Origin of the sequence: Streptomyces sp. NPDC050988 (genome assembly GCF_044456225.1) — a bacterium.
GTDB lineage: Bacteria > Actinomycetota > Actinomycetes > Streptomycetales > Streptomycetaceae > Streptomyces.
Window position 1 is genome coordinate 214,664 of sequence record NZ_JBITFQ010000002.1, and the last position, 14,944, is coordinate 229,607.

The following is a 14,944-nucleotide window of genomic DNA, read 5'->3' on the forward strand; positions in this document are numbered from 1 at the left end:
CAGTCCGCGCTTTTCACTTTCGTCCTCCCAGCGTCGCTGTCTCCGCCAGTCCCGATATGGCGCGCAGCTTCGCGATCCCCTTGGCTGCGTTGCTCTTCACCGTGCCGACCGAACAGCCCATCGCCTCGGCCGTCTGCGTCTCGGTGAGGTCCTCCCAGTAGCGCAGGACCACTGCTTCCCGCTGCCGTGTCGGCAGTTCGGCCAGCGCCTTCAGCAGCGTGTGGCGGTCGTCGGCCTGGGCGATCCGGTCACCGGTGTCGGCCACCTCGTATGTCAGGCTCGCGTCCTCGCTCCTGGGCACCAGGAACTCCCGCAGTTTCCTGCGGTACCTGCGGGCATGCGCGTTGATCATCACTCGTCGTACATACGCCTCCGGGGCGTCGGCCGAGGCGACCCTGTGCCAGGCCACATAGACCTGTTCCAGCGTCGACTGGACCAGATCCTCCGCGGCGTGCTGCTCCCCCGTGAGCAGGAATGCCGTGCGCATCAGCCGCGGCCAGCGGCCGACGACGAAGGCCTGGAACTCTCTGTCCCCGGCCTGTTTTCGAACCCCCATCAGCACCTCCTAGATGTTCAAAAGAGGCCATGAGAGGCCGAGACCGTTGCCTCACCGCGGAATCTTTTTCCGCGTTCTCGTCGGAGCGGGGGTGCCTGTTGAGTCGGCACGGAGCGCGGTGCCGGTGTTGCCACCGGTCCGTTCCTCCGTGCCGCTCGCCGAACGCGGCGTACCCGTCTCCGAGTACCGGGCTCTCCACGGACTCTGCCGTTCGCGCGGGGTTGGGGTGAGTCCAGGAGTTGGAGGTCGTGTTGCCTCTGTAGCGGTAGCGGGTGACCGTCACCGCTTGGAGGTCGAACAGTCCGATCCCGTGTGCCGAGGGCTTTTGCCACCGACCAGATAGCCGCCTCGCGCGACGTGCTCTGAGTCACATCGCGGCGAATCCCCCGCCCATCGAGTCGCTCGTCACCAGGTCGCGGTCCGTACGGCGATTCGGCCATCGCTGTCGACCTGTCCCGCGCCGGCCGTCTCGCTCAGTTCGCCGCCGACTTTTCGTAAAGGTCGCGGCCGTCGAGGTGGCGCGGGTGCGGGGCTTCGGACGCCGACGTCCGAGGAACTGCGCGAGTACGTCGCGGACGGCGTGAGGGTCAGACGCCAGGTCAGGGCCGGGAAAACCAGACCGCGCGAAATGGCGCACGTCAGCCGCAGCCCACTGGCGACGTCAACTTGCATAGCAAGAAGGCGGACGGGCCTACGCCCGCCCGGCAGCCGGACACCCCTTCTGCCTCCGGTCGGCCCGACCGTCACCGCGTGCCCGCCTCCGGTGCTGCGCCCAGAACTCGGCGTGTGGGGTGATCCCGCTATCCATGAGCTTGAGTGTGCCGTCGCGGCACAGTGTTGACTCAGGCCTTGGCTGATCAACATCGCTACGCAGTGTCTGACGCGGTCGTGACCGGCCGACCGAGACTGCGCGAGGTCGTAGCCGGGACGCCGATGGCCGAGGCGTCGTGACGTTGGACATGCCTCGGACCGGGCCCCTTATCGCTTTATCGCTCTGATGGGAGCACTCGTATGGGTATCACTTGGGATGAGTACCGGGAGCACGATGCCGTCGGGCTGGCCGAGCTGGTGAAGTCCGGGGCGGTGAGCCCGGTTGAACTGCTCGAAGCGGCGATTGCCCGTGCCGACGCCGTCGAGCCGACGATCAACGCGATCCGCCACCGACTCGACGACGATGCCCGTGCCCGTGTCCGCGCTCGCAGCCCGCTGTCCGGGCCGTTCGCAGGCGTCCCGTTCCTGATCAAAGACTTGGGTCAGCACCTCGCCGGGGTTCCGACCGGCAGTGGGAATCGATCGCTGGCACGCTTCCCGCGTCCGGAGACGTCCACGGTGGTACAGCGTTGGCTCGACGCCGGTCTGGTCGTGTTCGGCCGGACCGCTACCCCCGAGTTCGGTGCTCGCGCGATAACCGAGCCGGTCGCGGGGGGCCCGACCCGCAACCCCTGGGATCCGTCGCGGACGCCCGGTGGCAGCTCCGGCGGGTCCGCGGCGGCCGTCGCGGCCGGAGTCGTCCCGGTCGCGGGCGGGAACGACGGCGGGGGCTCCATCCGGATCCCGGCTGCGGCCTGCGGACTGTTCGGGCTCAAGCCGGGGCGGGGCGTCGTCCCGTCCGGGCCGGAGGTCGACGAGGTCTTCCATGGCGCCGCGGTGCAGGGCGTGCTGTCGCGCACGGTCCGTGACTCCGCCGCGATGCTCGACGTGCTGGCCGGCTCCGCACCGGAGGGCCCGTACCGGGCGGCTCCGGCGGAGCGTCCGTATGCCGAGGCCGTCGTCGACGACCCACGCCCGCTGCGGATCGGGCTGAGCACGGTGTCCCCGCTTGGCGGACCGGTTGATCCGCAGGCCGCCGCCTTGGTTCGGGATGCGGGAGAGTTGCTCACCGGACTCGGACACGTCGTGGAGGAGTCCGCCCCGGCCATCGACGGGCAGCGCCTGGCCACCGACTTCCTCACGGCCTGGTTCGCGATGGTCGCCGCCGAGGTCACGGCCGCACGGGAGTTCACCGGCTGTGCCGAGGGCGACTTCGAGATCGAGACCCGGATGATGGCTGCGATCGGCCGGAGCCTTTCGGCGCCGGAGTATCTGGCCACGCAGTCCCGCTGGCACCAGCACACCCGGGCGCTGGCCGCGTTCCACGAGCGCTACGACATGCTGCTCACCCCGACCATGGCCCGGCCGGCGTGGCCGATCGGCGAGTTCGATCTCGCCTTGCCGGTCCGGCTCGCCGCACGGGGGCTGCTGACTGCCCGGATCGGCGGTGTGCTGGGGCGGATGAACCTCGTCGAGAAACTGGCCGTCGCGAACCTTGAGCCCGCGCCCTTCACTCAGCTGGCGAACGTGACCGGGCGCCCGGCGTCGTCGGTGCCGCTCTACCGGACGTCGAGTGGGCTGCCGCTCGGTATCCAGTTCGTCGGACGCCCGGGTTCGGAGCCCGAGCTGCTGGCACTGGCCGCGCAGTTGGAGCGGGCGCAGCCGTGGGCGCATCTCTGGCCGTCGTTGCCCGATTCGCCGTCCGCGGCCTGACGTCTCTAAGGACAATTTCACGTATGACTACTGTGTTCTCGCGCATCATCGCTGGCGAGCTGCCCGGACGCTTCGTCTGGCAGGATCCGGAAATCGTCGCTTTTCTGTCCATCGCTCCGTTGCGGCCTGGTCACACTCTTGTTGTGCCGCGGCGTGAGGTCGACCGGTGGACGGACGCTGACGGGGCCCTTCTGGCGCGTTGCTTCGAGGTAGCCCAGGCCGTGGGGCAAGGGGTGCAGCGGGCTTGGAACGCTCCGCGTGCCGGCCTCGTCATCGCAGGCTTTGAGGTACCGCATCTGCATATACATGTCGCGCCGGTCTGGGACATGTCCGACTTTGATTTCAGCAAGGCCAAACAGGAGGAGGATCAGTCAGCTTTGGCTGAAGCAGCAATAAAGCTCCGTTCCGCCCTGCTGGAACTCGGTTATGAACAGGCACGGGACTTTGACCCCGGAGTGTGAACCGGAACTCGCGCGACCGCGCACTGCCCAGCTGCCGCGAGCCGGAAGCCGAACAGCACCAGCCCGGTCCCGATCGCGATGCCGATCGTGAGCGGCAGGGGGCGGACTTGACTGTGCCGTAGCGGCATCGTGTTGGCTGAGAACCATGAGCTGGAGTACTCGGGAGATCGCCGAGCTTGCCGGCACCAGCCTGCGGGCGGTACGGCACTACCACGAGGTCGGGCTGCTGGCGGAGCCCGACCGTCGCGCCAACGGCTACAAGCAGTACGGCGTGCCGCACCTGGTCCGACTGCTGCGGATCAAGCGTCTGGTCGATCTCGGGTTCTCGCTGAACCAGATCGCAGAGACGGTGGACGAGGGCGAGCACCCCGGGCGGGCACTGCGCACGCTCGACGCGGAGCTGGCCGCGACCATCGAACGGCTGCAGCGGGCCCGGCTCGAACTCGCGGCACTGATCGACCTGCGTGCCCCGGCCGACCTGCCTACGGAACTCACGCCCGGCGAAGCAACGCCCCTGTCCGAGACCGACCGCTCGCTCCTGCTGGTCATGACCCGGTTGATGAACGGGGAGCAGCTGCAAGCCTACGGTGCACTCGTGCGCAATCTGCCTGCTCACCCGATCAATCGGGAGTTCGACGAACTGCCCGCTGACGCAGGCGAGCCCATCCGCCAAGACCTCGTGGAGCGGATGGTGACCTACCTGCGCCGGCTGCGGCAGGACCACCCGGACCTGCCCGATCTGTACACGGACTCCCCGAGGGGGGAGAAATTCGTTCGAGAGACCATGGAGACGGTCCTGCGTGAGCTGTACAACCCGGCGCAGCTCGACGTTCTGCACCGGACCCACGTGATCGTGGACGGGTCCACCCAGCCTCGACCGGGGCGGAACGCTACCGAACTTCGTTGACCGCGCCGGTCTCCGGCTCCATGCCGTCGCCGTCGACGGCCGCACCCGTAAGCGACACGCAGGAGTGACAATGCAGTCCCGTGCCCATGCAGATGCCCGCGACGCAGTCAGCACTGCCTTGCTGGCTGAGCTGCGGTCCAGAATTCCTGCGGGCCGTGTGCTCACCAACGGGCCGGAGTACGCAAAAGCAGTGGCGTTGTTCAACGCAGCGGTCGATGTCCGTCCTGCTGTCGTCGTGCGGTGCGCGACCACCGCTGACGTGCAGGCCGCGATACGCGTGTCTCGCAACCATGGGGTGCCGATCTCGGTACGCGGCGGGGGTCATGACTTCTGGGGACGGGCGTTCCGTCCCGGCGGACTGGTTCTCGATCTGACTGACATGCGGGGAGTTCAGGTCGACATCGGCCGCCGTTTCGCGACGGTAGGTGGCGGGGCACTCTCGTCCGACGTCGTATCCGCTGCCGAGCGGGCGGGCCTGACGGCGGTCACCGGAACGGCGGGCGCCGTCGGCATGGTCGGCCTCACGCTCGGCGGCGGATACGGCCCCCTGATCGGGCAGTTCGGGCTCGCGGCCGACAACCTGCTCGGCGCCGAAGTCGTCCTGGCCGACGGTTCACGCGTGCACACCGACGCCGACCATCATCCGGACCTCTTCTGGGCGTTGCGGGGCGGCGGCGGCAACTTCGGTGTCGTGACCTCGGCGCGAATCCGTCTGCACCCCGTGCCGACAGTCGTGTCGGGCACCATCTTGTACCCGATCGTCCAGAGCGCCGACATTCTCGCCGACCTCGGTGGGATCCTTCAGGACTGTCCGGATGAGCTGACGGTGGACGCGGGGTTCCTTCCCGGCCCGGACGGGAAGCCGACGGTGTACGTCGCGCCGACCTGGTCCGGGGACATCGAGGTGGGGAACGCCGAGAACGGGCCGGTGCGTGCCCTCGCCAGACTCGGTACACCCGTACTGGCCGAGATTGGACCGGTCGCCCGTTCCGCGGCGTTGGCCGCGACGGACACCATGTTCCCACCCGGGCGGATGGGCGCGATTCGCACGCGCACCGTCCAGAGCATTTCCGGCTCCATCGCGACCGTCCTGGACCGGGCTGCCCAGGAGTTCACCTCACCGTTCTCCGCGATCGTGTGGCACCAGTTCCATGGTGCCGCCGCCCGTCTGCCCCTCGGCTCGACGGCTTTCGGCCGACGCGAACCGCACCTGATGGTCGAGCTGATCTCATTGTGGGAGGGCGAGAGCAAGGGCAACGCAGGAGCCGGCGATGGTAGGTCCCCACACCTGCGCTGGCTGGAAGCGTTGCACGCGGCGCTTGAGCCGTTCTCGCTGCCGGGTGGCTACGTGAACTTCCTGGGACCGGAGACTCCCGACCAGGTCGCGGAGTCCTACGGATCGAACACCGAGCGTTTGCTGGCCGTGAAGTCTGCGGTCGACCCGGACTCCGTCTTCGCCGCCACGCCGCTCCCCAGCGGGAGTGCCGACGCTGGTTCCGGGCCCATGTCAGGCGTGTAATCGGAGCATCCGGGGGTGCCGGCGGTCCCCCCGGGTCCAAGGCGCCGGGCAGGGTCAGGCGCCACCGGCCGCTGTATCCGGGATGGAGAGCCGGGGTCTTCGTCGGACTGGCCGAAATAGCGCCCTGGGCCACAGAGTTCATATGGGCGCTACGGCGTTGTCGTGCCCTGGGAGATCGGCGGTTGAGCGGCGTACACAGTACGTGCGGCAGCGGCCGAGTCCCCTCCTGCCTCCGTGGCTGAGCCCATCGGAGTGTGCCGCTCAGGGGGCACCGCTTACTCCTGTCGGTCAGCAGCGACTTCGTCCGGCGCGGCGGGCGCCTCGTCGACCTGGACCGGGTCGCCCACGGCACCCCCGGTGGCCGTGCGGACAGCGTCCGCGATGAAGGCGAAATTCTCGTCACCGAGCTCCCGCGGATCGGTGCCGTCCAGAAGGCCGGCCCCAACGTACTCGTTGATGACTCGCAGGGCGGCCGCGGCGGCCGCGGCGTGCAGACGTACCTGCAGGTCGTCGGGCTTGAGTCCGAGGCGAGTCGCGATGACCGCTGCCAGTTCGTGTTCCACCTGGTCGCAGGCCATCAACCAGGCCGTGCGCAGGGCCGGTTCGGTGTCGGCCAATCGAATCATCTTGACGCCCAGCCCGGCATCGGCCTGCTCCGAAGGGCTGATCTCGCTGACCAACCGCTTCGCCTCCGTGGCGAAGTGCTCCTCCAGAGAGCGGTGCGGCGGCCAACTGCGCAGAGTGGCCAGTTCCCACTCCACGCTCTGTGCAACGATCGGCTCCGCGCAGCTCTCCTTGCTGCGGAAATGACGCCAGATGGTGCGGGTCGACAGGCCCACCGCCTCGGCGATCTGGTCACCGCTCGTGCTGTCGACGCCCTGCGCCCAGAACAGGCGTGCCGCCTCCCGCGAGATCTCCAGACGTACACGACGGCGCCGCTGCTCACTCATCCCGCCACGACTGCGTTCGGTCGATACCACGTCGTCGGCCATCTTTTCGCCACCCTTTCACCATCACTCTCACTCAGTGCCATATTGACATTAAGTGACGCTATGCGCCAGCTAGTGCGCGCACCTCGATCCGGACTCAAGCGCACCCACTTGCAATATCTGTCACTTAGTGACACTGTCACTAAGTGACAGATGGGTCCCCTTCTGAGCCCACCCGTACCCGAGCTCCGGAGTACCGCATGAGGAAACGACCAGTCGCCACCGCCGCAGCCCTGCTCACGGCCTGCGCTCTGACCTGCGGCCTCATAGGGGCAGCCGTCGCCGCGCCGGACCAGGCAACCGACGGCGGCCGAACCGGGAAGACGACCGTCGCCACTGCTACCGATTCGGTCACGCACGAGGAGAACGAGCGGGTGCCGGAGGGGGCGCGCTGGACCCAGCACTACTTCCCCTCCTCGGACGGCTCCAAGACCGAGCTGCACGCCGACGTTCTGCTTCCTGAGAAGCTCCCCGAGGGCGCGAAGGTGCCCGTCATCATGTCGGCCGGCGCGTACTTCGGTCACTCGGGGGCGATGGAGGTCGAGGAGGAGCACGCCGGCCCCTCGGAGCGCTTCCAGGACCTCATCGAGGGGACCGGCCTGTTCGACAAGGGGTACGCCTTCGTCATGGTGGACACGCGCGGCTTCGGCGGCTCCACCGGATGTCTCGACCTCGGCGGGCCCGGAGACCAGGCCGACGTCAAGGCCGCGATCGACTGGAGCGCGAAACAGCCCTGGTCCACCGGCGCGGTGGGAATGTACGGAAAATCCCTCGACGCCTACACCGGTCTCCTCGGCAACAACGTCAAACACGACGCACTGAAAGCCGTCGTCGCCCAGGAGCCCATCTGGGATCTGTATCAGCAGCTCCACTCCAACGGCGTGCCCCGCCCGAACAGCGTCCAGGTGCCCACCAGCTACAACCGCATTGCCGGCCTGGCCCAGTTGCCGGACGAGGACAAGCGGTACCGGACCAACGCCGCGTACGAGAAGAAGCACCCCGAGTGCCTGGTGCTCAACTCCTTCGGCCCCTCCATCGGTGACCCGGACGACCCGTACTGGAAGGACCGCAGCCCGGCCGGGAACGCGAAGGACACCGCCACTCCGCTTCTCTTCACCCAAGGCACCGCCGAGACCAACACCCTGCCCGTGGGGATGGAGGAGTTCCTCGACAATCACCGCGGCCCCCAGCGGGCCTGGGTCGGCCCCTGGGACCACGTACGCGGCAATGAGCGCACGCAGGACGGGAAGCTCGCGATGGGCCGCGCGAACTGGTTCCAGGAGACGCTGTCCTTCTTCGACGAACACCTCAAGGGCATCGACCCGAAGATCCAGTACCCGAACTACGCCGTCCAGGACAACCTCGGCAACTGGCGCGCGGAGAAGTCCTGGCCCACAGCGAACCGCTCCGCGAACCTCCGTCTCGGCAACGGCTCGTACGTGGACAGCGGAGCGGGTTCGCAGCCGACGTCCCAGGAAGACGGGGGCGGTCGTGACACCGGGAGCTTCTTCGTCTGGTCCGGGCCTCTTGAGACGGCCACCCGGGTCACCGGCACGCCCCGAATCACCATGACGGCCAAGGGTGAGGGCAACGTGATGGTCAAGCTGTACGACGTGGACGCCGACGGCAACGCTGTCGCATTCGACGAGCGAGTCTCCAGGCTGGACCGGGACCGGCTGGACATCGGCCTGAAGTCGACCGACTGGACCCTGCGGGCCGGCCACCGCCTCGCCGTGGAGATCGGCTCGGTGCGGACCGGCGATTGGCTCGACACCCCCTCCAAGCAAAAGATCCGGATCAGTGACGCCCGTCTCCAGCTGCCCCTGGACAACCCGGCTGAAGACATCGCGACTGGTGGCGACCGGGCGCCGTGGCTCGACACCTTCACGCAGATCAACGCGGCGAAGCTGAAGCCCGGCCCGGTCACGTTCACGGTGCCCCCGGCCCGTGCGCGGCACTGAGAACGCCACACCGCTGGACAACCTCGTCGCGTTGGCTCACGGGGCGGAGCACCACCACCGACAACTCACCGACCAGCGCGAACGACAGGTCGGAAACAGCTCAGTTCATCGAACCGAGGTGAAGGGGTCCACCACCTCGCCTACGTGGTGGGAAGCATCGACCAGCGCCCCGAATCGCTGCCAGCGACGGGAGAGGCAGGTCGCGTTCGCCAAGGTTCATGAACAGTCGCCGTCTTCCCCGCTCGGGCGCGCGTGCCAACGGTCCGTGCGCCGAGCGGCGACCGGCGGGCATCCGATAAGCCCGCCGTGCTCCGAAGCGCCTTCGCGTCCACGTCAAGGAGGACTGCATGACGAGCGGCACGCTGCAGCCTCCGGCCCGACGTCCGAGTTCGGGCCCAGCCCGCGCCCAGAGCCCCGGTCGTCAGAGGGTGGGTGCGAGGCCGGCCCGGAGGATGTCGAGGTAGTTGTCGATCGCGTTCCCCTGCCGCTCCGCCGGGTGCTCGCTGACGGCGTGGATCAGGCCGCACAGGAGCTTGAGCAGGTTTTCGCCGGTGAGGGCAGGGGCAGGGCGAATGCGTGCGAGCAGGTGGGAGGTGACTTCGACCAGCTCTCCCTTGGCCCGGTGCAGAGAGTCCGTCTCGTCGGACCCGGTGATCAGAACGTCGGTAAGGCCCGGTTGCGCCAGGGCGGTCAGGAGAGCCGTGCGGAGGAAGTCAACGAGCGCCTTGGCGGGATCGGGGTGTCCGCCGGCTGCGTCCGCCGCATCGATGAGCTCTCGGACCGCCTCTTCCAGGACGGACTCCAGCATGGCCCGCTGCGTGGGGAAGACCCGGTAGACCGTCCCGACCCCCACGCCCGCCCTGCGCGCGAGCTCGTTGAGGGTGAGCGCTGTCTCCCCGCCGATGACGGCGCCGCGGGCCTCATCGAAGATCCTCTGCCTGTTGCGTGCGGCGTCCGACCTCATGATCCCTCCTTCACATACCTATGTGGATAACCTATCAGGTTGGTGCTACGGTCAAGTCGATAACCAATCCACTTCACTTCGCCAGGAGCGGTCATGACCGTTGTGTTCATCCATGGAGTACCGGAGACGCCCTCAGTCTGGAACGACCTCCGGGGGCGGATCGACCGCCCCACCACGGCCCTGCGGCTGCCCGGATTCGGCAGCCCTCGCCCGGCTCACCTGGACGGCAAGGAGGCGTACGCCGACTGGCTGGCGAACGAACTGCGCGCCTTCGGCGAGCCCGTCGACCTCGTGGGCCACGACTGGGGTGCACACCTGGTGATGCGGATCGTCTCCGCCTACGACGTTCCGGTACGCAGCTGGGTGTCCGACGTCGCACACGGCTGGCACCCCGACTATCAGTGGCACGAGGCGGCCACCCTCTTCCAAAAGACCCCGGAGGGCGAGGAGCTGCTCGCGTCGCTGCGCGCCCAGACCCCCGGCAGCCCCAGCTTCGGGGACTTCCTCCGCCCCCGGGGGATGAGCGCCGAACTGGCGACGGAAGTCGACACCGTCCACGACGAGGAGATGAGCACGGCCATCCTGACGCTCTACCGCTCGGCCTGGCCCAACTTCTACACCGACTGGGGCAAGGACTTCGACCGCCCAGCTCAGGTGCCGGGGCTCGTCCTGATCCCGACCGGCGATCCGATGGCACAGCCCGCGATGGACCTGGACATGGCCGCGCGAACCGGAGCACAGGCAGTGGAACTGGACCACCTCACCCACTACTGGATGCTCCAGGACCCTGACCGGGGCGCGGAGGTACTCAACCGATTCTGGGACTCCCAGCCCGCATGATATCCGGTACCGGTGGGCGGACGTCCTCGCGGTGATGAGGTCCGCTTGCGCGTGAGGGCATGGCCATGATGGCGCTGACTCGCAAGATGCTCATTGCCCGGGAGGCGGCCGGTCGGGTCGCTGTCACGGACGCCGTCGGCGTCCGCCGCACACAGGACCGCCACCCGGTCCGGAACCCCCGCAAGGAAGGCTCCCGGCGACGCCGCAAGGCTGAGTCCAAGCCGGTCACTTTCCGCCCCCGAGGTCGCCCAGCCGAGAGTCCTACAGGCCCATCCTCTACAGAACGTCACAGATCACCGGCTACATAGCTTCTGAGGTCAACATCCGCGAGCCTCTCGGAACCCTTCTGGCCGAGGACGGGTGTACGGAGGGCCTCTTCAGTCCTGCTCCGCCGCTGCTCCGAGCCGCTTCTCGGTTTCCTCGGCCTGAGCTGTCCGGTGCTGGGCGCGATAGAGGGTGAGTGCCTGATGCCAGGCGGTGCGGGCTTCGGTGTGCTCGCCGAGGGCGTGGTGGGCCTCGGCCAGGCCGCTGAACGTGTTCGCCATCTCGTAGGCGTCGCGGCGGTTGCGGTAGGCATCCAGGGCCTGGCGGAAGTATCCGACGGCCTCACTGTGGCGGCCAGCTTGGGTGTTGACGTGGCCGAGGCTGTCCAGAACGGCTGCTTCCGCGTGCGGCCAGCCGTAAGTCCGGCTGACCGCCAGGGACTTGTGGCAGTTGGCCACGGCTTCTTCGTAGTGACCGACGCGGCCCTGGCACCAGCCCAGTGTGTTGAGCGCGTTGGCCTTGCCGTGCTGGTCGCCGACCCTCTCGTACAGTTCGAGGGACCGTTCGGCGTGCTTCAGCGCGGTCTTGGGGTCATCGGCCCGGTCCAGTGCCATGACCAGGCCCTGGTGCGTATGGGCCTGGTTGAGCAGGTCTCCCGTGTCCTCGGACAGGCTCAGTGCCCTGCCCAGATGGTCGAGAAGCTTCGACCCGTCACGATCGGCCAGCAGCATCGCGAAGGCCAGGCCGCGATGGGCCAGGGCCTGGAGGGTCGGTGCCGTCGGGCCGTCCAGGGCCTGCGCGGCGGCGAGGCCGGTCTCGCTTACGCTGAGGAGTTCCTGGACATCGCCGGTCCGACGCAGGAACAGGGTGGTGTCCCAGCAGAGCCGCCACACCTGGGAGTGCAGCCTCCTCGAGACAGCGAGTTGAAGGGCTGCGAGCAGACAGGACCGTTCGGCCTCGAACCACTCCGTCGCCGCGGCCGAGTCGTCCAGCCCGGGCTGGTCCAGCCCGGGTTGGACCAGCCCGAGCTGGACCAGCCCGCCGGACGACGCGCTCTCTTCCGCCCCTGCCCCTTCCGCCGCACCTTCCGCTCCTTCCGCGACAGCCGAAGAAGTCCCGTGGGGGGCCAGCAACGTATGGGCACGGTCCGCTGTCCGGATGTAGAAGCCGATCAGGGCGTTGAGCGCCTCCGTGAGCTGCGCCGGAGGCTGGTCCCGGGCGGCCCGCTCGGCGGCGTAGAGGCGTACGAGGTCGTGGAGGCCGTATCGCCCGGGCACATGCTGCTGTATGAGGTGGGCGTCCTCCAGCGCCCGGAGCAGCGCGCCGGTACGTGTCGGCGGCAGCCCGGCGAGGGAGGCCGCGGCGGGTAGGCCGATGTCCGGACCGGGCGCGAGGCCCAGCAGGCAGAACAACCGTGCGGCGGCGCCGTCGAGGGCATCGTACGAAGAGTCGAACGCGGCACGCAGTGAGGTGCTCAGGTCGCCGGTGTCCAGGGCGTCGAGCCGGGTCTCGTGCGGGCGGAGTTCGGCCGCCAGGGCGGCGAGCGGGAGCTGGGGGTTGCCCATGGCCCGAGCACAGGCCACGGCGAGTGCGAGGGGCAGCCTGCCGCACTTCGATATCAGGGCTGTCGCCGCCTCGGGTTCGGCGGCCACCCGCTGCTCGCCGAGCCGGTCGGCCAGCAACCTGTGGGCCTCGGTGGCGGTGAGAGGTTCCAGGACGACAGGGAGAGCGCCCTCGGCGGCGACCAGTCCGCTGAGCCTGTTCCTGGAGGTGATCAGAACCGTGCAGGAAGGCGAACCCGGCAGTAAGGGGCGGACCTGCTCGGCATCATGGACGTTGTCGAGGAGGATGAGGATCCGTTTTCCGGCGACCAGGCTGCGGTATAGACCGGTCTGTGCCTCGAAGTCCGTCGGGACGGTCCTCTGGTCGACACCAAGAGCGGTCAGGAAGCCGCGGATCACGGCCTGCGGAGTCAGGGGCCGGACGGCGGGGGCGAATCCGCGCAGGTTCGCGTGGAGCTGCCCATCGGGCCAGCGGTGGAGATTGTCGTGCGCCCAGCGCAGCGCCAGCGATGTCTTTCCGACACCTCCCAGACCGCAGATCACGGTGACGGGCACCGTGTCGCTGCGCCGTACGTTGTCCAACGCCGCCAGCTCCCGGGCCCGCCCGGTCAACGAGGACGGCGGGAGCGGGAGCTGACCGGGGCGAGCGGCCGGCGCCAAGGCGGGGGCGGGCGCGGGTGACTGCTGGTAGTCGGACCGGCCGGTCTTCGCGTCGAGGATGCGCAGGTGCAGCCGTCGCAGTTCGGGGCCGGGGTTCGCGCCCATGGTCTCCGCGAGGTCCCGGCGAAGGCGTTCGTACTGTTCGAGCGCGTGTGCCGAGCGGCCCTCCCGGTACAGGGTCAGCATCAGTTGCCCGACGAGGCGCTCGTTCAACGGCTTTTCCCCGACACGGGACTGCAGCTCCGCGAGCAGCCGGGTCTGGCGGCCCTGCCGCAGCAGCAGATCGCCCCGCTCCAGCTCGGCCTGGAACCGTTCCTCGTCCAGGCGTGCGCGGACCTCGTCGATCCACGGCGATTCGAGCGAGGCGAAGGCGTCGCCGTGCCACAGCCCGAGCGCCTCGTCCAGCATGGCCGTGGCACGCTCTCCGTCGTCGTCGGCCGCGGCATCGGCCGCGCGGCCCGCCCGGTCCACGAGATCCCTGAACCGGTACAGATCCACCGTGACGTCGGCGACGCCGCCGGCCCCCGGCCTCAGGGAGAGGACATACCCACCGGGCCGCCGCTCGATCGCGACCCGCTCGCCTGCGGGGAGAAACGCCCTCCGCAGGCGCGAGAGGTAGCTGTGCAGGATCTGCCGGGCGCCGTCGGGTGGCCGCCCACTCCATACCCGGTCCGCGAGACGGTCGGACGACACCACCCGGTTCGCGTCGATCAGGAGCCCCGCCAGTACGCACTGCCGTCTCGGCGGACCCAACTCGACCGGGTTCCCGTCGATCAGTACCCGAATGTCGCCGAGTACCGAAATCTGAACCGCCATTGCGTCCACCCCCGTACCCGCCGCGACTGAGTCCACCCGAGTCCGCCTGGCCATGACGGGACGCCTGCGCAGCCCACAAGAATCCTACAAGGAGACCACACGGGCTCTCCTGAAGCATTCATCCGGTACGAGGCCTTCCCGGCACATGCCCGTCGTTCAAAGCGGCGGGCGGCCAAGTGGCCCCACCCGATTCGAGGGAGAAAAGCGTGAGTTCTCGCATGCGAAGGCGCCCGTTCAGCCTGCTCGCCACCGGAGCGCTGTTCGCCGGCCTGCTCGGCGGCGCCGTCACCATGGCGCCCGCCGCCTCGGCGCACGGTGATTACCCGCACTGTCAAGGGAGTTGGCTGTACGAGCGGGTCGGGGACAGCGACCAGAAGGTGCGTCTGCCGGCGGAGGTCGGGTTCAGCATCGGCCTCATGTGTTACCTGACGAACGGCGACGGCACGCTCCAATACCCCCTCAGCGGTGTCAAGACCCTGCAGAACGCACTGAACAGGTGCTACTCGGCGGGCCTCGCCGTGGACGGCGCCTTCGGCGACAAGACGGAGGCCGCGCTGCGGCGGGCGCAGAGCTCGGCGGGGGTGAAGGTCGACGGCGAGTACGGTCCCGCGACCCGTCAGTACATGAAGTGGCCGACGTACAGCGACGCCACGACGAAGGTCACCTGCCAGCAGCACGGCAACATTCGGCGCGACCTGTGACAGCGGTCCGTTCTTCCTGAGCGGAGGAGAGGAAGAACGCGGTCCCGGGACTCGGCGAGTCCCGGGACCGAACCGCTCATGGTGAGGCAGTCGAGGACGTTGTTGACGATGCCCGGGAGGCGTTTCCGCTGCCCGCGCCCCTCGTTGTGGACGTACTGCTGCCACCACTTTCCGCCCCAGCTCTTGTTTCTCTCCACCCCACCCCTTGCTTCATCTATCGA

Annotated in this window: 11 protein-coding genes; 7 read left to right on the plus strand and 4 right to left on the minus strand. The window is 68.6% G+C overall.

Annotated elements, in window-relative coordinates; genetic code table 11:
- Positions 1-13: 13 nt before the first annotated feature.
- Entirely contained in the window at positions 14-556 is a 543-nt protein-coding gene (locus ACIBEI_RS05815; RefSeq protein WP_398885440.1) for a SigE family RNA polymerase sigma factor, read from the minus strand.
- 1,011 nt (positions 557-1,567) lie between these two features.
- Here ACIBEI_RS05815 and ACIBEI_RS05820 point away from each other — a divergent pair.
- The 4 genes from ACIBEI_RS05820 (at position 1,568) to ACIBEI_RS05835 (ending at position 5,966) form a co-directional block, all read left to right on the plus strand.
- The gene (locus ACIBEI_RS05820) at positions 1,568-3,079 is read left to right on the plus strand and encodes an amidase (protein WP_398885442.1); all 1,512 of its coding nucleotides are present in this window, start codon (positions 1,568-1,570) and stop codon (positions 3,077-3,079) included.
- A gap of 23 nt (positions 3,080-3,102) precedes the next feature.
- Complete coding sequence (locus tag ACIBEI_RS05825; protein ID WP_398885444.1) at positions 3,103-3,540, plus strand: HIT family protein; 438 nt, start codon at positions 3,103-3,105, stop codon at positions 3,538-3,540.
- Between the two features lie 145 nt (positions 3,541-3,685).
- Positions 3,686-4,447: a MerR family transcriptional regulator gene (locus ACIBEI_RS05830; RefSeq protein ID WP_398885446.1), complete on the plus strand. Its 762-nt coding sequence runs from the start codon at positions 3,686-3,688 to the stop codon at positions 4,445-4,447.
- A gap of 70 nt (positions 4,448-4,517) precedes the next feature.
- Entirely contained in the window at positions 4,518-5,966 is a 1,449-nt protein-coding gene (locus ACIBEI_RS05835; protein ID WP_398885448.1) for an FAD-binding oxidoreductase, read from the plus strand.
- A 275-nt stretch (positions 5,967-6,241) separates the two neighbouring features.
- On the opposite strand, the gene ACIBEI_RS05840 is transcribed toward ACIBEI_RS05835, so the two are convergent.
- Positions 6,242-6,958: a TetR/AcrR family transcriptional regulator gene (locus tag ACIBEI_RS05840; protein WP_398885449.1), complete on the minus strand. Its 717-nt coding sequence runs from the start codon at positions 6,956-6,958 to the stop codon at positions 6,242-6,244.
- Between the two features lie 197 nt (positions 6,959-7,155).
- Between ACIBEI_RS05840 and ACIBEI_RS05845 the strand changes: the two genes are divergently transcribed.
- On the plus strand, positions 7,156-8,916 hold the full coding sequence (locus ACIBEI_RS05845; protein WP_398885451.1) for a CocE/NonD family hydrolase: 1,761 nt from the start codon (positions 7,156-7,158) through the stop codon (positions 8,914-8,916).
- Between the two features lie 421 nt (positions 8,917-9,337).
- Here ACIBEI_RS05845 and ACIBEI_RS05850 read toward each other — a convergent pair whose 3' ends face one another.
- The gene (locus tag ACIBEI_RS05850) at positions 9,338-9,880 is read right to left on the minus strand and encodes a TetR/AcrR family transcriptional regulator (RefSeq protein WP_398885453.1); all 543 of its coding nucleotides are present in this window, start codon (positions 9,878-9,880) and stop codon (positions 9,338-9,340) included.
- A 93-nt stretch (positions 9,881-9,973) separates the two neighbouring features.
- On the opposite strand from ACIBEI_RS05850, the gene ACIBEI_RS05855 reads away from it, so the two are divergent.
- Positions 9,974-10,720 (plus strand): alpha/beta fold hydrolase, encoded by a 747-nt coding sequence (locus ACIBEI_RS05855; RefSeq protein ID WP_398885455.1) that lies wholly within the window; start codon positions 9,974-9,976, stop codon positions 10,718-10,720.
- 377 nt (positions 10,721-11,097) lie between these two features.
- Here the strand turns inward: ACIBEI_RS05855 and ACIBEI_RS05860 are convergent, their stop codons facing one another.
- The gene (locus tag ACIBEI_RS05860) at positions 11,098-14,022 is read right to left on the minus strand and encodes an AfsR/SARP family transcriptional regulator (RefSeq protein ID WP_398885457.1); all 2,925 of its coding nucleotides are present in this window, start codon (positions 14,020-14,022) and stop codon (positions 11,098-11,100) included.
- Between the two features lie 206 nt (positions 14,023-14,228).
- Between ACIBEI_RS05860 and ACIBEI_RS05865 the strand changes: the two genes are divergently transcribed.
- Positions 14,229-14,723: a peptidoglycan-binding protein gene (locus ACIBEI_RS05865; RefSeq protein ID WP_398885459.1), complete on the plus strand. Its 495-nt coding sequence runs from the start codon at positions 14,229-14,231 to the stop codon at positions 14,721-14,723.
- Positions 14,724-14,944: the final 221 nt, after the last annotated feature.

What these genes read in the sequence shown, in the direction of transcription:
- ACIBEI_RS05815 (WP_398885440.1), bottom strand. Translation starts at nt 556, where the DNA reads ATGGGGGTTCGAAAACAGGCCGGGGACAGAGAGTTCCAGGCCTTCGTC.
- ACIBEI_RS05820 (WP_398885442.1), top strand. Translation starts at nt 1,568, where the DNA reads ATGGGTATCACTTGGGATGAGTACCGGGAGCACGATGCCGTCGGGCTG.
- ACIBEI_RS05825 (WP_398885444.1), top strand. Translation starts at nt 3,103, where the DNA reads ATGACTACTGTGTTCTCGCGCATCATCGCTGGCGAGCTGCCCGGACGC.
- ACIBEI_RS05830 (WP_398885446.1), top strand. Translation starts at nt 3,686, where the DNA reads ATGAGCTGGAGTACTCGGGAGATCGCCGAGCTTGCCGGCACCAGCCTG.
- ACIBEI_RS05835 (WP_398885448.1), top strand. Translation starts at nt 4,518, where the DNA reads ATGCAGTCCCGTGCCCATGCAGATGCCCGCGACGCAGTCAGCACTGCC.
- ACIBEI_RS05840 (WP_398885449.1), bottom strand. Translation starts at nt 6,958, where the DNA reads ATGGCCGACGACGTGGTATCGACCGAACGCAGTCGTGGCGGGATGAGT.
- ACIBEI_RS05845 (WP_398885451.1), top strand. Translation starts at nt 7,156, where the DNA reads ATGAGGAAACGACCAGTCGCCACCGCCGCAGCCCTGCTCACGGCCTGC.
- ACIBEI_RS05850 (WP_398885453.1), bottom strand. Translation starts at nt 9,880, where the DNA reads ATGAGGTCGGACGCCGCACGCAACAGGCAGAGGATCTTCGATGAGGCC.
- ACIBEI_RS05855 (WP_398885455.1), top strand. Translation starts at nt 9,974, where the DNA reads ATGACCGTTGTGTTCATCCATGGAGTACCGGAGACGCCCTCAGTCTGG.
- ACIBEI_RS05860 (WP_398885457.1), bottom strand. Translation starts at nt 14,022, where the DNA reads ATGGCGGTTCAGATTTCGGTACTCGGCGACATTCGGGTACTGATCGAC.